Annotated in this window: 17 protein-coding genes; 7 read left to right on the forward strand and 10 right to left on the reverse strand. The window is 62.0% G+C overall.

Annotation, left to right across the window (positions count from 1 at the left end; translation table 11 throughout):
* Positions 1-24: 24 nt before the first annotated feature.
* From ychF to J2R99_RS16930, 3 genes are all read left to right on the forward strand, one after another.
* On the forward strand, positions 25-1128 hold the full coding sequence (ychF, locus tag J2R99_RS16920; RefSeq protein WP_307155533.1) for a redox-regulated ATPase YchF: 1104 nt from the start codon (positions 25-27) through the stop codon (positions 1126-1128).
* Between the two features lie 68 nt (positions 1129-1196).
* Entirely contained in the window at positions 1197-1646 is a 450-nt protein-coding gene (locus J2R99_RS16925; RefSeq protein ID WP_307155534.1) for a MaoC family dehydratase, read from the forward strand.
* The gene (locus J2R99_RS16930; protein ID WP_307155535.1) at positions 1643-2125 is read left to right on the forward strand and encodes a MaoC family dehydratase; all 483 of its coding nucleotides are present in this window, start codon (positions 1643-1645) and stop codon (positions 2123-2125) included. The genes J2R99_RS16925 and J2R99_RS16930 overlap by 4 nt, the downstream gene beginning before the upstream one ends.
* Before the next feature lie 35 nt (positions 2126-2160).
* On the opposite strand, the gene J2R99_RS16935 is transcribed toward J2R99_RS16930, so the two are convergent.
* The 5 genes from J2R99_RS16935 to J2R99_RS16955 form a co-directional block, all read right to left on the reverse strand.
* Positions 2161-2703, reverse strand: coding sequence for an adenine phosphoribosyltransferase (locus J2R99_RS16935; RefSeq protein WP_370872397.1), 543 nt, complete (start codon positions 2701-2703; stop codon positions 2161-2163).
* A 227-nt stretch (positions 2704-2930) separates the two neighbouring features.
* Entirely contained in the window at positions 2931-3848 is a 918-nt protein-coding gene (locus tag J2R99_RS16940; protein WP_307155756.1) for a cytochrome c1, read from the reverse strand.
* Between the two features lie 35 nt (positions 3849-3883).
* Complete coding sequence (locus J2R99_RS16945; RefSeq protein WP_307155536.1) at positions 3884-5164, reverse strand: cytochrome b; 1281 nt, start codon at positions 5162-5164, stop codon at positions 3884-3886.
* A gap of 16 nt (positions 5165-5180) precedes the next feature.
* Positions 5181-5786: a ubiquinol-cytochrome c reductase iron-sulfur subunit gene (petA, locus tag J2R99_RS16950; protein WP_307155537.1), complete on the reverse strand. Its 606-nt coding sequence runs from the start codon at positions 5784-5786 to the stop codon at positions 5181-5183.
* Positions 5787-6002: 216 nt separating this feature from the next.
* Positions 6003-7850: an ABC transporter ATP-binding protein gene (locus J2R99_RS16955; RefSeq protein ID WP_307155538.1), complete on the reverse strand. Its 1848-nt coding sequence runs from the start codon at positions 7848-7850 to the stop codon at positions 6003-6005.
* Between the two features lie 83 nt (positions 7851-7933).
* On the opposite strand from J2R99_RS16955, the gene J2R99_RS16960 reads away from it, so the two are divergent.
* Positions 7934-8398 carry a tRNA (cytidine(34)-2'-O)-methyltransferase gene (locus tag J2R99_RS16960; RefSeq protein ID WP_307155757.1) on the forward strand — a complete coding sequence of 155 codons (465 nt, stop codon included), beginning with the start codon at positions 7934-7936 and terminating at the stop codon, positions 8396-8398.
* A gap of 36 nt (positions 8399-8434) precedes the next feature.
* Here J2R99_RS16960 and J2R99_RS16965 read toward each other — a convergent pair whose 3' ends face one another.
* Together J2R99_RS16965 and J2R99_RS16970 are read right to left on the reverse strand one after the other, a co-directional pair.
* Positions 8435-8680: a hypothetical protein gene (locus J2R99_RS16965; RefSeq protein ID WP_307155539.1), complete on the reverse strand. Its 246-nt coding sequence runs from the start codon at positions 8678-8680 to the stop codon at positions 8435-8437.
* A gap of 72 nt (positions 8681-8752) precedes the next feature.
* Entirely contained in the window at positions 8753-9349 is a 597-nt protein-coding gene (locus tag J2R99_RS16970; RefSeq protein WP_307155540.1) for an HdeD family acid-resistance protein, read from the reverse strand.
* A gap of 89 nt (positions 9350-9438) precedes the next feature.
* On the opposite strand from J2R99_RS16970, the gene hemF reads away from it, so the two are divergent.
* Both hemF and J2R99_RS16980 read left to right on the forward strand, forming a co-directional pair.
* The gene (gene hemF / locus J2R99_RS16975) at positions 9439-10386 is read left to right on the forward strand and encodes an oxygen-dependent coproporphyrinogen oxidase (protein WP_307155541.1); all 948 of its coding nucleotides are present in this window, start codon (positions 9439-9441) and stop codon (positions 10384-10386) included.
* Positions 10387-10555: 169 nt separating this feature from the next.
* Entirely contained in the window at positions 10556-10729 is a 174-nt protein-coding gene (locus J2R99_RS16980; protein WP_092815272.1) for a DUF1059 domain-containing protein, read from the forward strand.
* Positions 10730-10814: 85 nt separating this feature from the next.
* On the opposite strand, the gene J2R99_RS16985 is transcribed toward J2R99_RS16980, so the two are convergent.
* From J2R99_RS16985 to J2R99_RS16995, 3 genes are read right to left on the reverse strand one after another with little or no spacing between them, the layout of a single operon-like run.
* Positions 10815-12047, reverse strand: coding sequence for a CCA tRNA nucleotidyltransferase (locus J2R99_RS16985; RefSeq protein WP_307155542.1), 1233 nt, complete (start codon positions 12045-12047; stop codon positions 10815-10817).
* A complete protein-coding gene (locus tag J2R99_RS16990; RefSeq protein WP_307155543.1) occupies positions 12044-12691 on the reverse strand; it encodes a CoA pyrophosphatase in 648 nt (215 codons plus the stop codon). The genes J2R99_RS16985 and J2R99_RS16990 overlap by 4 nt, the downstream gene beginning before the upstream one ends.
* The gene (locus tag J2R99_RS16995; protein WP_370872398.1) at positions 12688-13275 is read right to left on the reverse strand and encodes a DUF1285 domain-containing protein; all 588 of its coding nucleotides are present in this window, start codon (positions 13273-13275) and stop codon (positions 12688-12690) included. The genes J2R99_RS16990 and J2R99_RS16995 overlap by 4 nt, the downstream gene beginning before the upstream one ends.
* 127 nt (positions 13276-13402) lie before the next feature.
* Between J2R99_RS16995 and J2R99_RS17000 the strand changes: the two genes are divergently transcribed.
* Positions 13403-14407 (forward strand): AAA family ATPase, encoded by a 1005-nt coding sequence (locus J2R99_RS17000; protein ID WP_307155544.1) that lies wholly within the window; start codon positions 13403-13405, stop codon positions 14405-14407.

The raw sequence follows: 14407 nt of genomic DNA on the forward strand, positions 1-14407 counted from the left end.
TCCAACTTTCGAACAGGCATCGCCATGGGTTTCAAATGCGGCATCGTCGGCCTGCCCAATGTCGGCAAGTCCACTTTGTTCAACGCGCTCACCAAGACGGCCGCAGCGCAGGCAGCGAATTATCCCTTCTGCACGATCGAGCCGAACACCGGCGAAGTCGCAGTCCCTGACCCGCGCCTCAAGCGCATCGCGGAGATCACGAAATCCGCACAGACGGTGCCGACACGCCTCACCTTCGTCGACATTGCGGGCCTGGTACGCGGTGCATCCAAAGGCGAAGGCCTCGGCAACCAGTTTCTCGCCAATATCCGCGAGGTCGACGCGATCGCGCATGTCCTGCGCTGCTTCGAAGACGGCGACGTCACGCATGTGGAAGGCCGCATCGATCCGGTGGCCGACGCAGAGACCGTCGAGACCGAGCTCATGCTTGCCGATCTTGAAAGCCTAGAGCGCCGGGTCGTGGCCATGCGCAAAAAGGCAACGGCCAAAGACAAGGAGGCGTTGGCCTTTCTGCCGGTGATGGAAAAGGCGCTCACGGCCCTTCAGGAAGGCCGCATGGTGCGCACCATCCGCGCCGAACTCTCCGACGAGGATCGGGCGATCCTGCGCACGCTCGGGCTTTTGACGTCCAAGCCTGTTCTCTATGTCTGCAACGTTGCGGAAGACGAAGCCGCAACAGGCAACGCCCATTCCGCTCGCGTCGCAGAACGTGCGGCCGCCGAAGGAGCCGCCTGCGTCGTCATCTCCGCTTCCATCGAAGCGGAAATCGCCCAACTCGATGCGGAAGAGCAGGCCGATTATCTTGCCGATCTCGGGCTCGAAGAGCCTGGCCTCGACCGGCTTATCCGCGCCGGCTACGAGCTTCTGGATCTGATCACCTTCTTCACGGCCGGGCCAAAAGAAGCACGCGCCTGGACGATCCGGCGCGGCTCTCGCGCCCCGCAGGCCGCAGGCACGATCCACTCCGACTTCGAACGCGGCTTCATTCGTGCGCAGACCATCAAATACGATGATTTCATCGAGCTCGGCGGAGAGACGGCTGCCAAGGAGGCGGGTCGGGCGCGCGACGAAGGCAAGGAATATGTCGTGGAAGACGGCGACGTGCTTCTCTTCAAGTTCAACGCCTGAACGACTGGGCCTGAAAGCCTGGGCGTGAACTTCTCGACAGGGATTTTTGTCGACCCTAAGAATGGGTCATGTTGCATTTCGAGGATTTTCGTCCCGGCCTTGAGCTACCGCTCGCGCCCTACGCCGTGAGCCGCGAGGCGATCATCGCCTTTGCGGCGGAGTTCGACCCTCAGCCATTCCATCTCGACGAAGCCGCCGCGGCGTCAAGCATGCTCGGCGGTCTTGCCGCTTCGGGATGGCACAGCTCGGCGATATTCATGCGCATGATGTACGACGGGTGGCTGAAAGACGCCGCCTCGATGGGTTCATCCGGCATCGAGGAGGCGCGCTGGCTGAAGCCTGTGCGCCCAGGCGACCGCCTCTCCGGCGTCTCGCTCGTCCTCGACAGGCGGGCCTCTGCAAGCCGTCCGCATCTCGGCGTGGTGCGTTTCGAACACCGGGTTACCAACCAGAACGGCCAGCTCGTTCTGACGATGACCAACCCGATCGCCTTCCGGCTCCGCGAGGCGGTGGCATGAAGACATTCGAAGCGATCCAGATCGGCGAGCGCATCATGCTCGGCTCGTATCATTTCTCGAGCGAGGAGATCGTCCGTTTCGCCGAAGCCTTCGACCCACAGGATTTCCATCTCAGCGAGGAAGCCGCCGCCAACGGACCTTTTGGCCGGCTCGCAGCTTCCGGCTGGCACACGGCGGCGATCTTCATGAAACTCTGGATCGCCTATTCAAAGGAAGAGGCAGCGCGCGGGGGAGACTTCGATCCGCGCAATGCCGGTCCCTCCCCCGGCTTCGAAGACCTCAAATGGGTGAAGCCGGTGTTCGCCGGAGACATCCTCACCTACACGACCGAGATCATCGACAAGAAGGAGAGCGCGTCACGTCCCGAATGGGGCCTCGTCGTCATGCGCAACGAGGCACACAAGCAGGACGGAGAGCTCGCCTACACCTTCATCGGCAAGGTCTTTGTGAGGCGTGAGATGTCCGCAGACGCGCGATAGAGGCTGGGGCTTAGCCGCCCCCTTGCCTGCCTGCTTTAGTCGCCAGCGAAGCTTACAAGCGTGCGCACGGGCACACCAAGCTTTTCCAACTTGGCCGCCCCGCCGAGATCCGGCAGATCGATGACGAAAACCGCAGCGACCACATCGGCTCCGATCTGATGCATCAGGCGGATGGCCGCGTCCGCCGAACCGCCGGTCGCGATGAGATCGTCGACGAGGATCACCTTTTCCTGGGGACGAATCGCATCCTTGTGGATCTCCATTTCGTCCAGACCGTATTCGAGGCTGTAGGCGATCCGCACCGTATCGTAAGGCAGCTTGCCCTTTTTGCGGATCGGCACGAAGCCGGCGGACAGCTGGTGCGCCACGGCGCCACCCAGAATGAAGCCGCGGGCCTCGATGCCGGCGACCTTGTCGATCTTGGAGCCAGCCCAGGGCTGCACCAGTTCATCGACCGCACGCCGAAAAGCGCGCGCATCCCCCAACAGCGTGGTGATGTCGCGAAACGCGATTCCCGGCTTCGGATAATCCGGAATTGTCCGGATGGTGCTCTCGAGCGTGTCGATCAGGCTGTTCATCCCCGGCCTCAGCTGCCTCCGCGTTCGTCCGCTTTTGCGCGAACGACCAGTCGCTTAGCACCCGCAGACCGCGACGGCCAGATGGGCATCTTGCCGCCGCACAAAGGTTGGGGCGCAGCGCCGGGAATTGCGGCCGCGCACCCCAAGCATGCGTTTCCCCGCCGCCAAAAGAAATGGCCGCGGACGAGCCGCGGCCATCGAAAATGTTCAATCGGCGTAAGCGGAGATCAGTGCTCCACGTTCGCCCAGACCTTGCGCTTCACGTAATAGACGAGACCGCAGAAGACGAGCAGGAAGGCGATTACGGTGAAGCCCATCGCCTTGCGTGTCTCCATATGCGGTTCAGCCGCCCACATCAGGAACGCAGCCACGTCGCGGGAATACTGATCCACGGTCTGCGGTACGTCGTTGTTGGGATCGTCGTCCTGATTCTGCGCATACTCGATCAGATCGTCGAACAAGGGAGGCGGCATCGCCAGGGCGGCAGCGTACATATAATGCGGGTTGTAGTACTGCCCCGGAAGCACCGTCACGTCTTCAGGCGGCTCGTCTTCATAGCCCGTCAGAAGCGCGTGGATGTAGTCCGGGCCGCCCTCCTGATAGGTGGTGAAGATATCGATCAGGAACTGCGGGAAACCGCGTTCCACGCCGCGCGCCTTGGCCAGCACGGACATATCCGGTGGGACCGCGCCGCCATTGGCGTAACGGGCCGCCTCGTCGTTCGGGAACGGAGCCGGGAAATAGTCCGACGGCCGGCCCGGCCGTTCGAACATCTCACCCGTGTCGTCCGGGCCATCCTGGATTTGGTATTCGGCCGCAAGTGCTTCCACTTCCTCTTCGGAGAAGTGCGGTCCGCCCTCCCAGCCGAGAGCACGGAACGGCACCAGCTTCATCGAATGGCAGGCCGAGCAGACTTCCCGGTAGACCTGGAAGCCGCGCTGCAGCTGCTGCTGATCGAATTTGCCGAAGGGCCCGGCGAAGCTCCACTCCATCTCTTCCGGCTCTTCGAGCGGGAAATGAGGCAGAGCGGTTTCTTCGGGTTTGCTCTCCGCAGCCGCCGGAGCGTCTTGCTGGGCTGCCGCCACGGACAGCCCGGCCAGAACGAGAACGCCAGCTGCCGAAAGACGCGTTATGGATTTAAGCATTGTCGTCATGGTGTTTGTCGCAGTTCCGTCTCGCATCAGCCGCGTCGTTCCGGAGAGGCCGCCGCTTCCGCCGGCGTCGCTCCACCCCCGCTCTTATGCTTGGAAAGCACAGCCTCGGTGATGGAAGTCGGCCGAGGCCTCGGCTTCTCGATGTACCCCAACAGCGGGAAGATGATGAGGAAGTGGACGAAATAGTACGCCGTCAGGAGCTGCGTAGCGATCACGTACCAGCCTTCAGGAGGCTTGGCGCCGAAATAGCCGAGGCAGATGACGTCGACCACGAAGATCCAGAAGAAGATGCGATAGAGCGGGCGGTAGGCCGCCGAAAGCACCTTCGACCTGTCCAGCCATGGCAGGAAGAACAAGACGATGATCGAAGCGAACATCGCGATCACACCGCCGAGCTTGGACGGAATGGCCCGCAAGATCGCGTAGAACGGCAGGAAGTACCATTCCGGCACGATGTGCGGAGGCGTCACCAGCGGGTTGGCCACCGTGTAATTGTCCGGATGGCCGAGATAGTTCGGCAGGTAGAACAAGAACCACGCGAAGAACAGCGCGAAGGCGACCATCGCCACCGCATCCTTCATGGTCGCGTGCGGCGTGAACGGCACGACATCGCTGCGCGACTTCGGCTCAACGCCCGTCGGATTGGTCTGACCGGTCACATGGAACGCCCAGACGTGGAGAATGACCACGCCGACGATCATGAACGGCAGCAGATAATGCAGCGAGAAGAACCGGTTCAGCGTCGGATTGCCAACCGCGAAGCCGCCCCACAGCCAGTGGGTGATGGTTTCGCCGACCAGCGGGATCGCCGAGAACAGGTTGGTGATGACGGTCGCGCCCCAGAAGCTCATCTGCCCCCAAGGAAGCACGTAGCCCATGAAGGCCGTCGCCATCATCAGAAGGAAGAGGATGACGCCCAGGATCCACTGGATCTCGCGCGGAGCCTTGTAGGAACCGTAATAAAGGCCGCGGAACATATGGATGTAGACCGCGATGAAGAACATCGACGATCCGTTGGCGTGCATGTAGCGCAACAGCCAGCCGTAATTCACGTCGCGCATGATCTGCTCGACGGAAGTGAAGGCGATCGCTGAATTGGCGGCATAGTGCATCGCCAGCACCACGCCGGTGAGGATCTGAACCACAAGGACGAGGCTCAGAATCGCGCCAAAGGCATAGGAATAGTTGAGGTTCCGCGGGATCGGATAGGCGATAAAGGAATCGTACATGAGCCGCGGGAGCGGCATGCGCGAGTCGATCCAGCGTTCAATGCCGGTGCGCGGTTGGTATTCGGATGTACCCTGCATTCTCGTTCTCCGCCGCTCAGCCGATCGTGATTGTGTTGTCGTCGCTGAAGGCCGTGGTGGGGATCAACATGTTCTCCGGCGCCGGCCCGTGACGAATGCGCCCGGCCGTGTCGTAGACCGAGCCGTGGCAGGGGCAGAACCAGCCGTTGTAATCACCCGCCTCGCCCATCGGCACGCAGCCGAGATGGGTGCAGATGCCGACCATCACGAGAAACTCTTCACGGCCCGGCGCGGCGCGATTTTCATCGGTGGCAGGGGCATTGCTCTCGAGATTGTCGTTGCGCGCGATCGGATCCTTGAGATCGGAGAGCGGCGTATTCTTCGCCGCATCCACCTCTTCAGGGGTGCGGTAACGGATGAACACGGGCTTGCCTCGCCACATCACCGTGATCGATTGCCCCGGCTCCATGGCGGAGATGTCGACATCGATCGAAGCGAGCGCCAAGGCGGAGGCATCCGGATTCATCTGATCGATGAACGGCCATGCCAACCCAGCTACGGCCACAACCGCGGCAGCGCCCGTCGCGATGACGAAGAAGTCTCGTCTCGACGGTTCACTGCCGTGCGGATCTGGCGCAGCGGCGGAATCAGGAACGGTAGTCGGATATGTATTAGCGGACACGAATTCTACCCTCGCAGGTCGGACGGCCATTTGCGACTGGAAGAGCGCGAAGACGCGACAGCCAGCCGACTCCGCTTGCTCCACGCAGCTCCCAGCGAAGACCAAGCGCGCGGCCTCTTAGCGCCCCTGGTTTCATTTGTCACCCTTGCCCGAGGCTTGTCCAGTGACGCTTAGACGAACACGCCACAATGTCGCGCCTCATCCTCCACTTTTGCCTCAAGCAACGTCGATGCTGATCTCACGCGGGGCCAAGAAACCACCGGATTGGCGTTCCCATAGCTTTGAATAGACACCGTTTTTTTGGAGCAATGTCTGGTGCGTGCCGGCTTCGACAATCTGCCCGCGCTCCAGGACGACAAGTCGATCCATAGCAGCAATCGTCGACAAACGGTGGGCGATGGCAATAACCGTCTTTCCTTGCATCAACCGCTCAAGATTTTCCTGAATTGCCGCCTCGGCTTCCGAATCGAGCGCGGAAGTCGCCTCGTCGAGAACCAGGATCGGAGCGTTCTTGAGCAGGACGCGCGCAATCGCGATACGCTGTCGTTGACCGCCCGACAGCTTCACGCCGCGCTCGCCGACAAGAGCATCGTAGCCGGAACGGCCGCGATGATCGGACAGATTGTCGATGAATTCGGCCGCTTCGGCGGCCCGTGCCGCCTCTTCGTACTGATCTTCATCTGCATCCGGCCGCCCGTAGACAATGTTGTCGCGGACCGAGCGATGCAGAAGAGCCGTATCCTGCGTGACGACACCGATCGCGGCCCGCAACGAGGACTGGGTGACCTGAGAGATATCCTGCCCGTCGATAAGAATGCGCCCGCCTTCAAGGTCGTAAAAGCGCAGAAGGAGGCTCATCAGAGTCGACTTGCCGGCCCCCGAGACGCCCACGAGACCCAAGCGTTCTCCGGGACGGACATGCAATGAGAGGTCTTCGATCACGCCGCCGCCGCGTCCGTAATGAAAGCGAATGTTCTCGAAGCTGATTTCTCCGCCGGTGACGGCGAGATCTCTGGCGCCGGGCTGATCGAGCACCTCGTGGGGTCGGGAGATCGTCTCCAACCCGTCCTGGACGATCCCGATATGCCTGAACAAAGCAGACAGCTGGAACATCACCCAGCCGGCCATCGTCGAAAGCCTGGTGGCAAGCGCAAGGCCGGTGGCAATGGCACCGACGGTGATGGCGTTCGCCTGCCAGAGCCAGAGCGACGTCACGGCAATCGACACGACGAGACAGGCATTGAGCATGGTGAGCACGGCACGGATCGTCGTCACCTGACGTGTCAAGATCCGCAAGCGCTCCACGAAACTGCCGATCGCCTGGCGAACGAAGCTTTCCTCCGTCTCCGCTTCGGCGAAGAGCTTGACGGTCTGGATATTCGTATAGCTGTCGACGATGCGCCCATTGACGATGGAGCGCTCGTTGGAAACACGTTTTGCCGCCCCGCGCAGCCGTGGGATCATCACGTAAGCGAGGACGACATACCCGCCGAGCCAGACGATGACAGGCAGCATCAGGCGAAGATCGGCCTGCCCCAGAAGGACGAGAGCGGTGATGGCGAAGACCAGGACGGTCCAAAGCGTCTCCGCCAGCCCGGTGACGAAATCCGCAAGCGAGATCCCCGTCTGCATGACCTTGTTGGCGATGCGGCCGGCGAAATCGTTGGCGAAGAAGGAAACGCTCTGGCGCAGAACATGCCGATAGCTTTGCCAGCGCACCAGATTGGCGAAATTCGGTGCCACGCTCTGCTCGCTCAGCAGACTGTTGGCAATGACGAAGGCAGGTCGAAGGACAAGCACCACCAACGCCATCCCCAACAAGGTCAAGCCGTGATCGGACCAGAACGTCTCGCGGTTGGCGCTGCCGATCATATCGACGAGCCTGCCGATAAAGGAAAAAACCACGGCGTCGGTCACGGCCGAACCGAGCCCGGTCGCCAGCAATGCAGCCAGCGGCCAGCCCATCTGGCGAGCATAGTGCCAGATGAAGGCCATCGTCGTTGCCGGAGGTTGAGCGGATTCAGGCCTGAGGGGATCGATCAGGCGCTCGAAGAAGCGAAACATGGATCCCTATATGGCGCGGCTTTGCGATAGCGAGAAGACGTGCTTCTTCGTGCCACACGTCACCTTCCATCCGCAGTGCAATGATCGATATCGCCCTCTTCCAACCCGACATTCCGCAGAATGCCGGCGCAATCCTTCGGCTCGGCGCGTGTTTCGGCACGACCGTCCACATCATCCACCCTGCCGGCTTCGTGCTCTCCGACAGAAATTTGAAGCGTGCCGGGATGGATTACGTCGAGCTCGCGGCCCTTCGCGAGCATGACGATTTCAGAGCCTTCGAGACATGGAGGCGAGAAGCCGGCCGGCGGCTCGTCGCGCTGACGACACATGGACGCGAAAGCCTTCCGGACTTCACCTTCATCGCCAGTGACATCCTGCTGCTCGGGCGGGAATCGGCTGGGCTGCCGAACGATGTCCGGGAAAAGGCCGATCGGCTGCTGCGTCTGCCGATCCGAGCGACGACGCGCTCGCTCAACGTCGCCAATGCCGCCTCGATCGCCCTGTTTGAAGCGCTGAGGCAGACCGGCGGCCTTCCCTCGTCCAGTTAGGTTTCAGCGTGCTCTTCTTTGACGTAAAGGATTAGGTCAATCGGCCGTCGGCAGCCGGCGCATGGTGAACTCGATGTCGCCATTTTCCAGCTCGCGCCAGCTCTCCACCTCGCTCTGATAGGCCTCGCGCGGAAAGCGTTGCAGGAATTCGCGAGCGCGTTCTCGCGCGCGCGGCCTCGGCAGAACGAAGGTCTCGCGCCGCCAGATATCGAGACCGTCGCCTGCTGATCCTCTTGTGCTGCGCCCTCGTGTGCTGCGCTTATGCGAGAAGTCGCCGTCCATCGCGCCGATCTCCGGTCACGCCCGACCTCAATATAGCGCAGTGCAAAGCCCTCTGCGAATCGCTGGAAGCCTTCAGACCTGGCCCGATCCCGCATCAGCCAAGTCTCGCAACGCAAGGCCCATCGCGATCCAAGCCGAGCCGATCACGATGAGATCAACGGCCAGGAAGATGCCGAGCGCCCAAAGGCTCGAAGCCGGCCAACCGATGAGGATGACGACGCCGATCAAGATCGTGAGAAGACCGGATGCAAGGACGTAACCCCATCGCCTTTGGGGGCGCATCGAAAAAGCGAGGAAGGTGCGCACGCCGCCTGCGAAGATCAGCACCACGCCGAGAAGCCATGTGAGGACCATTGCTGCGAACAAAGGCGCGACAAAAATCATCGCGGCTGCAACAACATAAAGTGCGCCGATCAGGATCCACAGGAAGAAGCGCGACCAGCGGCGCGACTGGATACCATGGGCCACCTCCGCAAAGCCTGAGAGCAGCATCATGACGCCGATCAGGTAGACGCTGGCGACCGTTGCGGTCACGATCGCAATAAGGCCCAAAAGGCCACCGATCAGGGCGATCGCGCCGAAGGCCACGAGCCACCCCCAACGTTCGGCCAGCGCTTCCTGCATTTCGCGGTCTCTCGGGCCGAGCCCGCCAAAATCGCTTTCATACATGGCAATCTCCATATCTTCTCGTTGCCAGAAGGAACTCAAGCCACGCAGTTCGGTTGCCGCGATCAAAGCCATGCTTTAAGCGCGAGACAATGAGCCGCAACATGCACCTTTACCGGCCGGATCTCGACGCTCTCAGCGTGCCGGACGACATCGATGCCAAAAAGGCAGAAGCGCGAACCTGGTTCGAGGCCCTTCGCGACACGATTTGCAGCCGGCTGGAGGCTCTGGAAGATGCCTTGCCGGCCGACTCCAGCAGCGACGCACCGGCCGGCCGCTTCGAGCGCACGCCGTGGGATCGGAGCGACCATTCCGGTGCGGCCGGAGGTGGCGGTGTCATGTCGGTGCTGCACGGACGCGTCTTCGAAAAGGCCGGCGTCCATTGCTCGACCGTCTTCGGGGAATTCGCGCCGGAGTTTCGCGGGCAGATCCCCGGCGCCGATGAAGATCCGCGATTCTGGGCCTCCGGCATTTCGTTGATCGTGCATCCGCGCAACCCGCATGTTCCAGCCGCGCATATGAACACGCGTATGGTGGTGACGAGCCGCCAATGGTTCGGCGGTGGCGCCGATCTGACGCCGGTCCTCGCCGCACGGCGCAGCCAGGACGATCCGGACAGCCACGATTTTCACGCCGCAATGGAAGTCGCCTGCCGGAGCCACACAGAAGTCGATTATCCGCGCCTCAAGACGTGGTGCGACGATTACTTCTACCTTCCCCACCGCGACGAGGCGCGCGGCATCGGCGGCATTTTCTTCGATTACCTGAATTCCGGCAGCGGCAGTGATGAAGGCTGGAGAGCCGACTTCCACTTTGTGCAAAAAGTGGGTCAGGCCTTCGCCGACATCTATCCCAAGCTCGTGGAACGCAACTTTGCGAAGCCCTGGAGCGAGACCGAGCGCGAGGAGCAGCTCGTTCGCCGGGGACGCTATGTCGAATTCAATCTGCTCTACGACCGGGGCACGATTTTCGGGCTCAAGACGGGAGGCAACGTCGCCTCCATCCTGTCTTCGATGCCGCCTGAGGTTCGTTGGCCGTAAGGACGCCTCACGCAGCTTTCCGGCAATCCCCTCTACCTCGGCCGATCTGCCCTTTGATGACGAGATGCGACTATAGGCACGTCTTGCGGCATTGAATCCGCCAAACGATCGCTCACATTGACGTATGCGTCGGCAGCAATTCCGACGCCATCAAGGCAAGGAGGAAGCCATGAAAACGATCACCTGTGGGGAACTCGTTCCCGGCTGCACCTACAAGGCCCGCGCGGAGACGGAAGCGGAGCTTTTGCAGAAGGTTTCCGAGCATGTGCGCACTGCCCATCCGGGGATGGAGATGACGCCGAAGATGGTGGAAAAGGTCAAAGCCAAGGTGCACGAGGAATAATCTTCCTCGCACCACGAACTTGACCGACTGATGCCTCTTGGAGGCGCTGGCACCGCATGAGCGAATGCGGTGCCGCAATGGTTCGTTATTGTCGACGCGCCAGGGCCAGAAGCTCCTCGCGACTGATCGCGAAATCGAGCTCGAGCCAGCGTTCTTCCAGCTCGTTGAGGAGTTTGCCGAGTTCTGGGCCGGGTTGATAGCCCGCAGCAAGCAGATCCTTGCCAGTTAGCGGAAATGTCGGCCGCTCATAATCGCGCAGGAAAGCGAGCTGGCGCCTGCGCGCCGCTGCCGCGCTCTCATCGCCCTTCTCCATGTCGCGAGCCAGCGCCAAAAACAGCCTATCCGTGAGGGCGCGCCGGCCGGCCGAATAAGCTCTGCGCGCCAACAGCGCTTCGGATAGCACGCTCTCCGGCTCGGGCGTCTCGGCCCAGGAGACCAGACGCTCCGTCTCCTTTCGCGCCAAACGCAGACGGCTTGAAAGCTGATCGATGCGCGAGCGGTGGGGCGGGATGATCGCCATCAGCCTCAGGAGCGGATCGGGCGGGATCTCCTCGGTGCGTTCGGCGACAACCACCCGCTCGATCGCGTCGATGCCCCAATTTTCCGGGAGAGCCTTATCGAGTGTGCCGGTGATGCGCATCCAACGCAGAGCGCGCGAGGGATCGGGCGCCGCGAGCAGCCGTTTCAACTCCGACCAGACCCGCTCGGCCGACAGCACGGCAATGCCGGCCTTCAACCTCGAACAAGCTTTCAGCCCTTCGGCATCGGGCCGCCCATCCCCATACCAGGCGAAAAAGCGAAAGAACCGCAGAATGCGCAGATAATCCTCGCGGATGCGCTCTTCGGGATCGCCGACAAAGCGGATATTGCGTGCGTCGAGATCGGCATAGCCGCCGAGCGGATCGAAGACATGACCGCTCGCGTCGCAATAGAGCGCATTCAAGGTGAAGTCGCGTCGGCCCGCATCTTCCGCCCAATCATCGGTGAAGCGCACGACGGCATGGCGGCCGTCGGTCTCCACATCGGCACGCAACGTGGTCACTTCAAAAGGGTGACCTTCGGCGATCACCGTCACCGTGCCGTGCTCGATGCCAGTCGGCACGCTTTTCAGCCCCGCATCTCCTGCCGCCGCCACGACATCTTCGGGCAGCAGAACCGTCGCCATGTCGATGTCGCCGACGGGTTCACTCAAAAGCGCGTTGCGCACGGCCCCCCCGACGATGCGCGTCGCCCCCTCATCACTCTTCAAAGCGTGCATCACCCGCTTCAGCGCTGGCGCGTCGAGAAAGGGATGGCCGGCAAGGCTCGGCAGTTTCAAATCTTTTCTCCATAAAGCTCTTCCGCGAGCATCCTGATGATGCCTGCCGTAACGCCCCAGATGTATCGGTCCTGCCAGGGCATCTCGAAAAAGTTGCGCGCACGGCCTTGCCAGATGCGGCTCTTCTTGCGGTGGTTGCTTGAATCCATCAGGAATGCGAGCGGCGTCTCGAATGCAGCGGCGACCTCATGCGGGTTGAGGCTGAGCGGCATACCCGGTCTTACGACCGCCAAAACTGGGGCAATGCGAAATCCTGACGCCGTGAGATAATCCGGCGCGCGCAGAACCACTTCGACAGCCGAACGGGGCAAGCCGATCTCTTCTTCCGCCTCGCGCAGTGCTGCTTCCTCGGCCGTCTCTCCGGGATCGATTTTGCCTCCGGGAAAGGCGACCTGACCGGCATGGCTGCTCAAGCGGTCGGTGCGCTGGGTCAGAATCACGCTCGCTTCACCCGGGTAATCGACGACGGGAACAAGGACGGCCGCATCGCGCCGCTTCATGGCCGCGAACATGGCGGCAAGCTCCGGATTGATGCTGTGGTCGCCATATTCGCGCGGGGCATGGGCCTCGGTCGTGAACGCGTTTTCGGCACGCCGGCGAAATTCGTCCGCCGTATAGGGAATCGTTGCCTTCACAGAGATCATCCTGCGCCGTCTTCGGAGAGCTCCGGCAGAGAAAAAAACGTTCCGGCGGATAGAAGGCCAAGAGTACCGTCTCGCTCCGTCGCCAGGTCGATGAGGTCGTGCGTGAGGGCACGCGTGAGAAGCGCCTCGAGCCCCGCCCGGACGGTCACGTAAGGCTTCACGCCGAGCGTCTGTGGTTCGACCGCGAATCGGATCGGGTGCTCGGCATCGGCCGTGACGACGTCGTCGACATTGGTTCGGAAGGTCAGCCGCTGCCCGCCGCCCTCTCCGTCCACAGCCATTTCGACACCCAGAAAGGGCGCATCATCGACATGGATACCGACCTTCTCCACCGGTGTCACAAGCACGTATTCCCCGTCCGGCTCGCGTCTCAATACCGAGGCGAAAAGACGAACGAGGGCCGGCCGCGCAACAGGTGTGCCCATATAGAACCAGGTTCCATCCGCGGCGATACGCATGTCGATGACACCGCAATGGGGCGGGTCCCACTTTTCCACTGGGCGCGCAGGGGCTCCTTCGCTCGCGCGGCGCATGAGCTCGGCGAGGCCCGGCGGCAGTTCACCTTTCTTTGTTCCTCTTTCCATCGCCCCGTTCCGGTCCATCTCTTAATCTGTAGAGGCTGAGATCTCTTCGCCCCCGGCATGACACAATCGGCCATGAAAACGAAGGTGTGGGGCAGATGCGGCAACCGGCAACCACGGATCAGGCCTAATGAGTGCAATGACGCAGCCAGAAACCAATCCGGACGAGATCGTCCGCGAGGCGGAAAAGACCGTCGACCTGCTCGGTGAGGTGCGCGAGGCGATCGGGCGTGTGATCTATGGCCAGGACATCGTCGTCGAGCGGGCCCTCATCACGCTTTTGTCGGGCGGACATGGCGTCCTCGTCGGCGTCCCGGGCCTCGCCAAGACCAAGCTCGTTGAGACGCTTGGCACAGTCCTCGGGCTGCATGCCCGACGCATCCAGTTCACGCCGGATCTGATGCCCTCCGATATTCTCGGCGCCGAAGTTCTGGAAGAAAGCGGCGACGGACGACGGGCTTTCCGCTTCATCCGCGGGCCGATCTTCGCTCAGCTTCTCATGGCCGACGAAATCAACCGTGCCAGCCCGCGCACCCAATCGGCGCTTCTGCAGGCGATGCAGGAGCAGCATGTGACGATCGCCGGCCAACGCCACGACCTGCCGCAACCTTTTCATGTGCTGGCAACACAAAACCCGCTGGAGCAGGAAGGCACCTACCCGCTGCCTGAAGCCCAGCTCGACCGCTTTTTGATGCAGATCGACATCCTCTACCCCGATCTTCAATCGGAAAGGCGGATGCTGCTTGAGACGACCGGTGCCCATACCGCAGTGACGGAAACCGTGCTCGACGCCGAGCAATTGATGGCGATCCAATCGCTGGTGCGGCGCATGCCGGTCGGCGACGGCATCATCGACGCGATCCTGAAACTGGTGCGCTCCGTGCGCCCCGATGAAGCTCAGCCCGAAATGGCCGACCGCATTGCCTGGGGACCGGGCCCGCGCGCCAGCCAGGCGCTGATGGTGACGGTCCGCGCCCGCGCGCTCCTTGACGGTCGCCTGGCGCCCTCGCTCGACGATGTGGAGGCACTGGCGCTGCCGATCCTGCAGCACCGAATGGCGGTCACCTTCGCCGCCCGCGCCGACGGGATGAGCGTCCAAGACATCATTCGCCGGGCGATCGAGCAGGCCCTCTGA

It is taken from the genome of Rhodopseudomonas julia, from assembly GCF_030813515.1.
In the GTDB taxonomy this organism is placed as follows: Bacteria; Pseudomonadota; Alphaproteobacteria; order Rhizobiales; family Afifellaceae; genus Afifella; species Afifella julia.

Excerpts from the sequence above, each read along its gene's own strand:
- J2R99_RS16925 (WP_307155534.1), top strand. The coding sequence starts at position 1,197 with ATGTTGCATTTCGAGGATTTTCGTCCCGGCCTTGAGCTACCGCTCGCG.
- J2R99_RS16945 (WP_307155536.1), bottom strand. The coding sequence starts at position 5,164 with ATGCAGGGTACATCCGAATACCAACCGCGCACCGGCATTGAACGCTGG.
- J2R99_RS16930 (WP_307155535.1), top strand. The coding sequence starts at position 1,643 with ATGAAGACATTCGAAGCGATCCAGATCGGCGAGCGCATCATGCTCGGC.
- ychF (WP_307155533.1), top strand. The coding sequence starts at position 25 with ATGGGTTTCAAATGCGGCATCGTCGGCCTGCCCAATGTCGGCAAGTCC.
- J2R99_RS16965 (WP_307155539.1), bottom strand. The coding sequence starts at position 8,680 with ATGGACGGCGACTTCTCGCATAAGCGCAGCACACGAGGGCGCAGCACA.
- J2R99_RS16990 (WP_307155543.1), bottom strand. The coding sequence starts at position 12,691 with ATGATCTCTGTGAAGGCAACGATTCCCTATACGGCGGACGAATTTCGC.
- J2R99_RS17000 (WP_307155544.1), top strand. The coding sequence starts at position 13,403 with ATGAGTGCAATGACGCAGCCAGAAACCAATCCGGACGAGATCGTCCGC.
- J2R99_RS16995 (WP_370872398.1), bottom strand. The coding sequence starts at position 13,275 with ATGGAAAGAGGAACAAAGAAAGGTGAACTGCCGCCGGGCCTCGCCGAG.
- J2R99_RS16980 (WP_092815272.1), top strand. The coding sequence starts at position 10,556 with ATGAAAACGATCACCTGTGGGGAACTCGTTCCCGGCTGCACCTACAAG.
- J2R99_RS16935 (WP_370872397.1), bottom strand. The coding sequence starts at position 2,703 with ATGAACAGCCTGATCGACACGCTCGAGAGCACCATCCGGACAATTCCG.
- J2R99_RS16940 (WP_307155756.1), bottom strand. The coding sequence starts at position 3,848 with ATGCTTAAATCCATAACGCGTCTTTCGGCAGCTGGCGTTCTCGTTCTG.
- J2R99_RS16970 (WP_307155540.1), bottom strand. The coding sequence starts at position 9,349 with ATGTATGAAAGCGATTTTGGCGGGCTCGGCCCGAGAGACCGCGAAATG.
- hemF (WP_307155541.1), top strand. The coding sequence starts at position 9,439 with ATGAGCCGCAACATGCACCTTTACCGGCCGGATCTCGACGCTCTCAGC.
- J2R99_RS16955 (WP_307155538.1), bottom strand. The coding sequence starts at position 7,850 with ATGTTTCGCTTCTTCGAGCGCCTGATCGATCCCCTCAGGCCTGAATCC.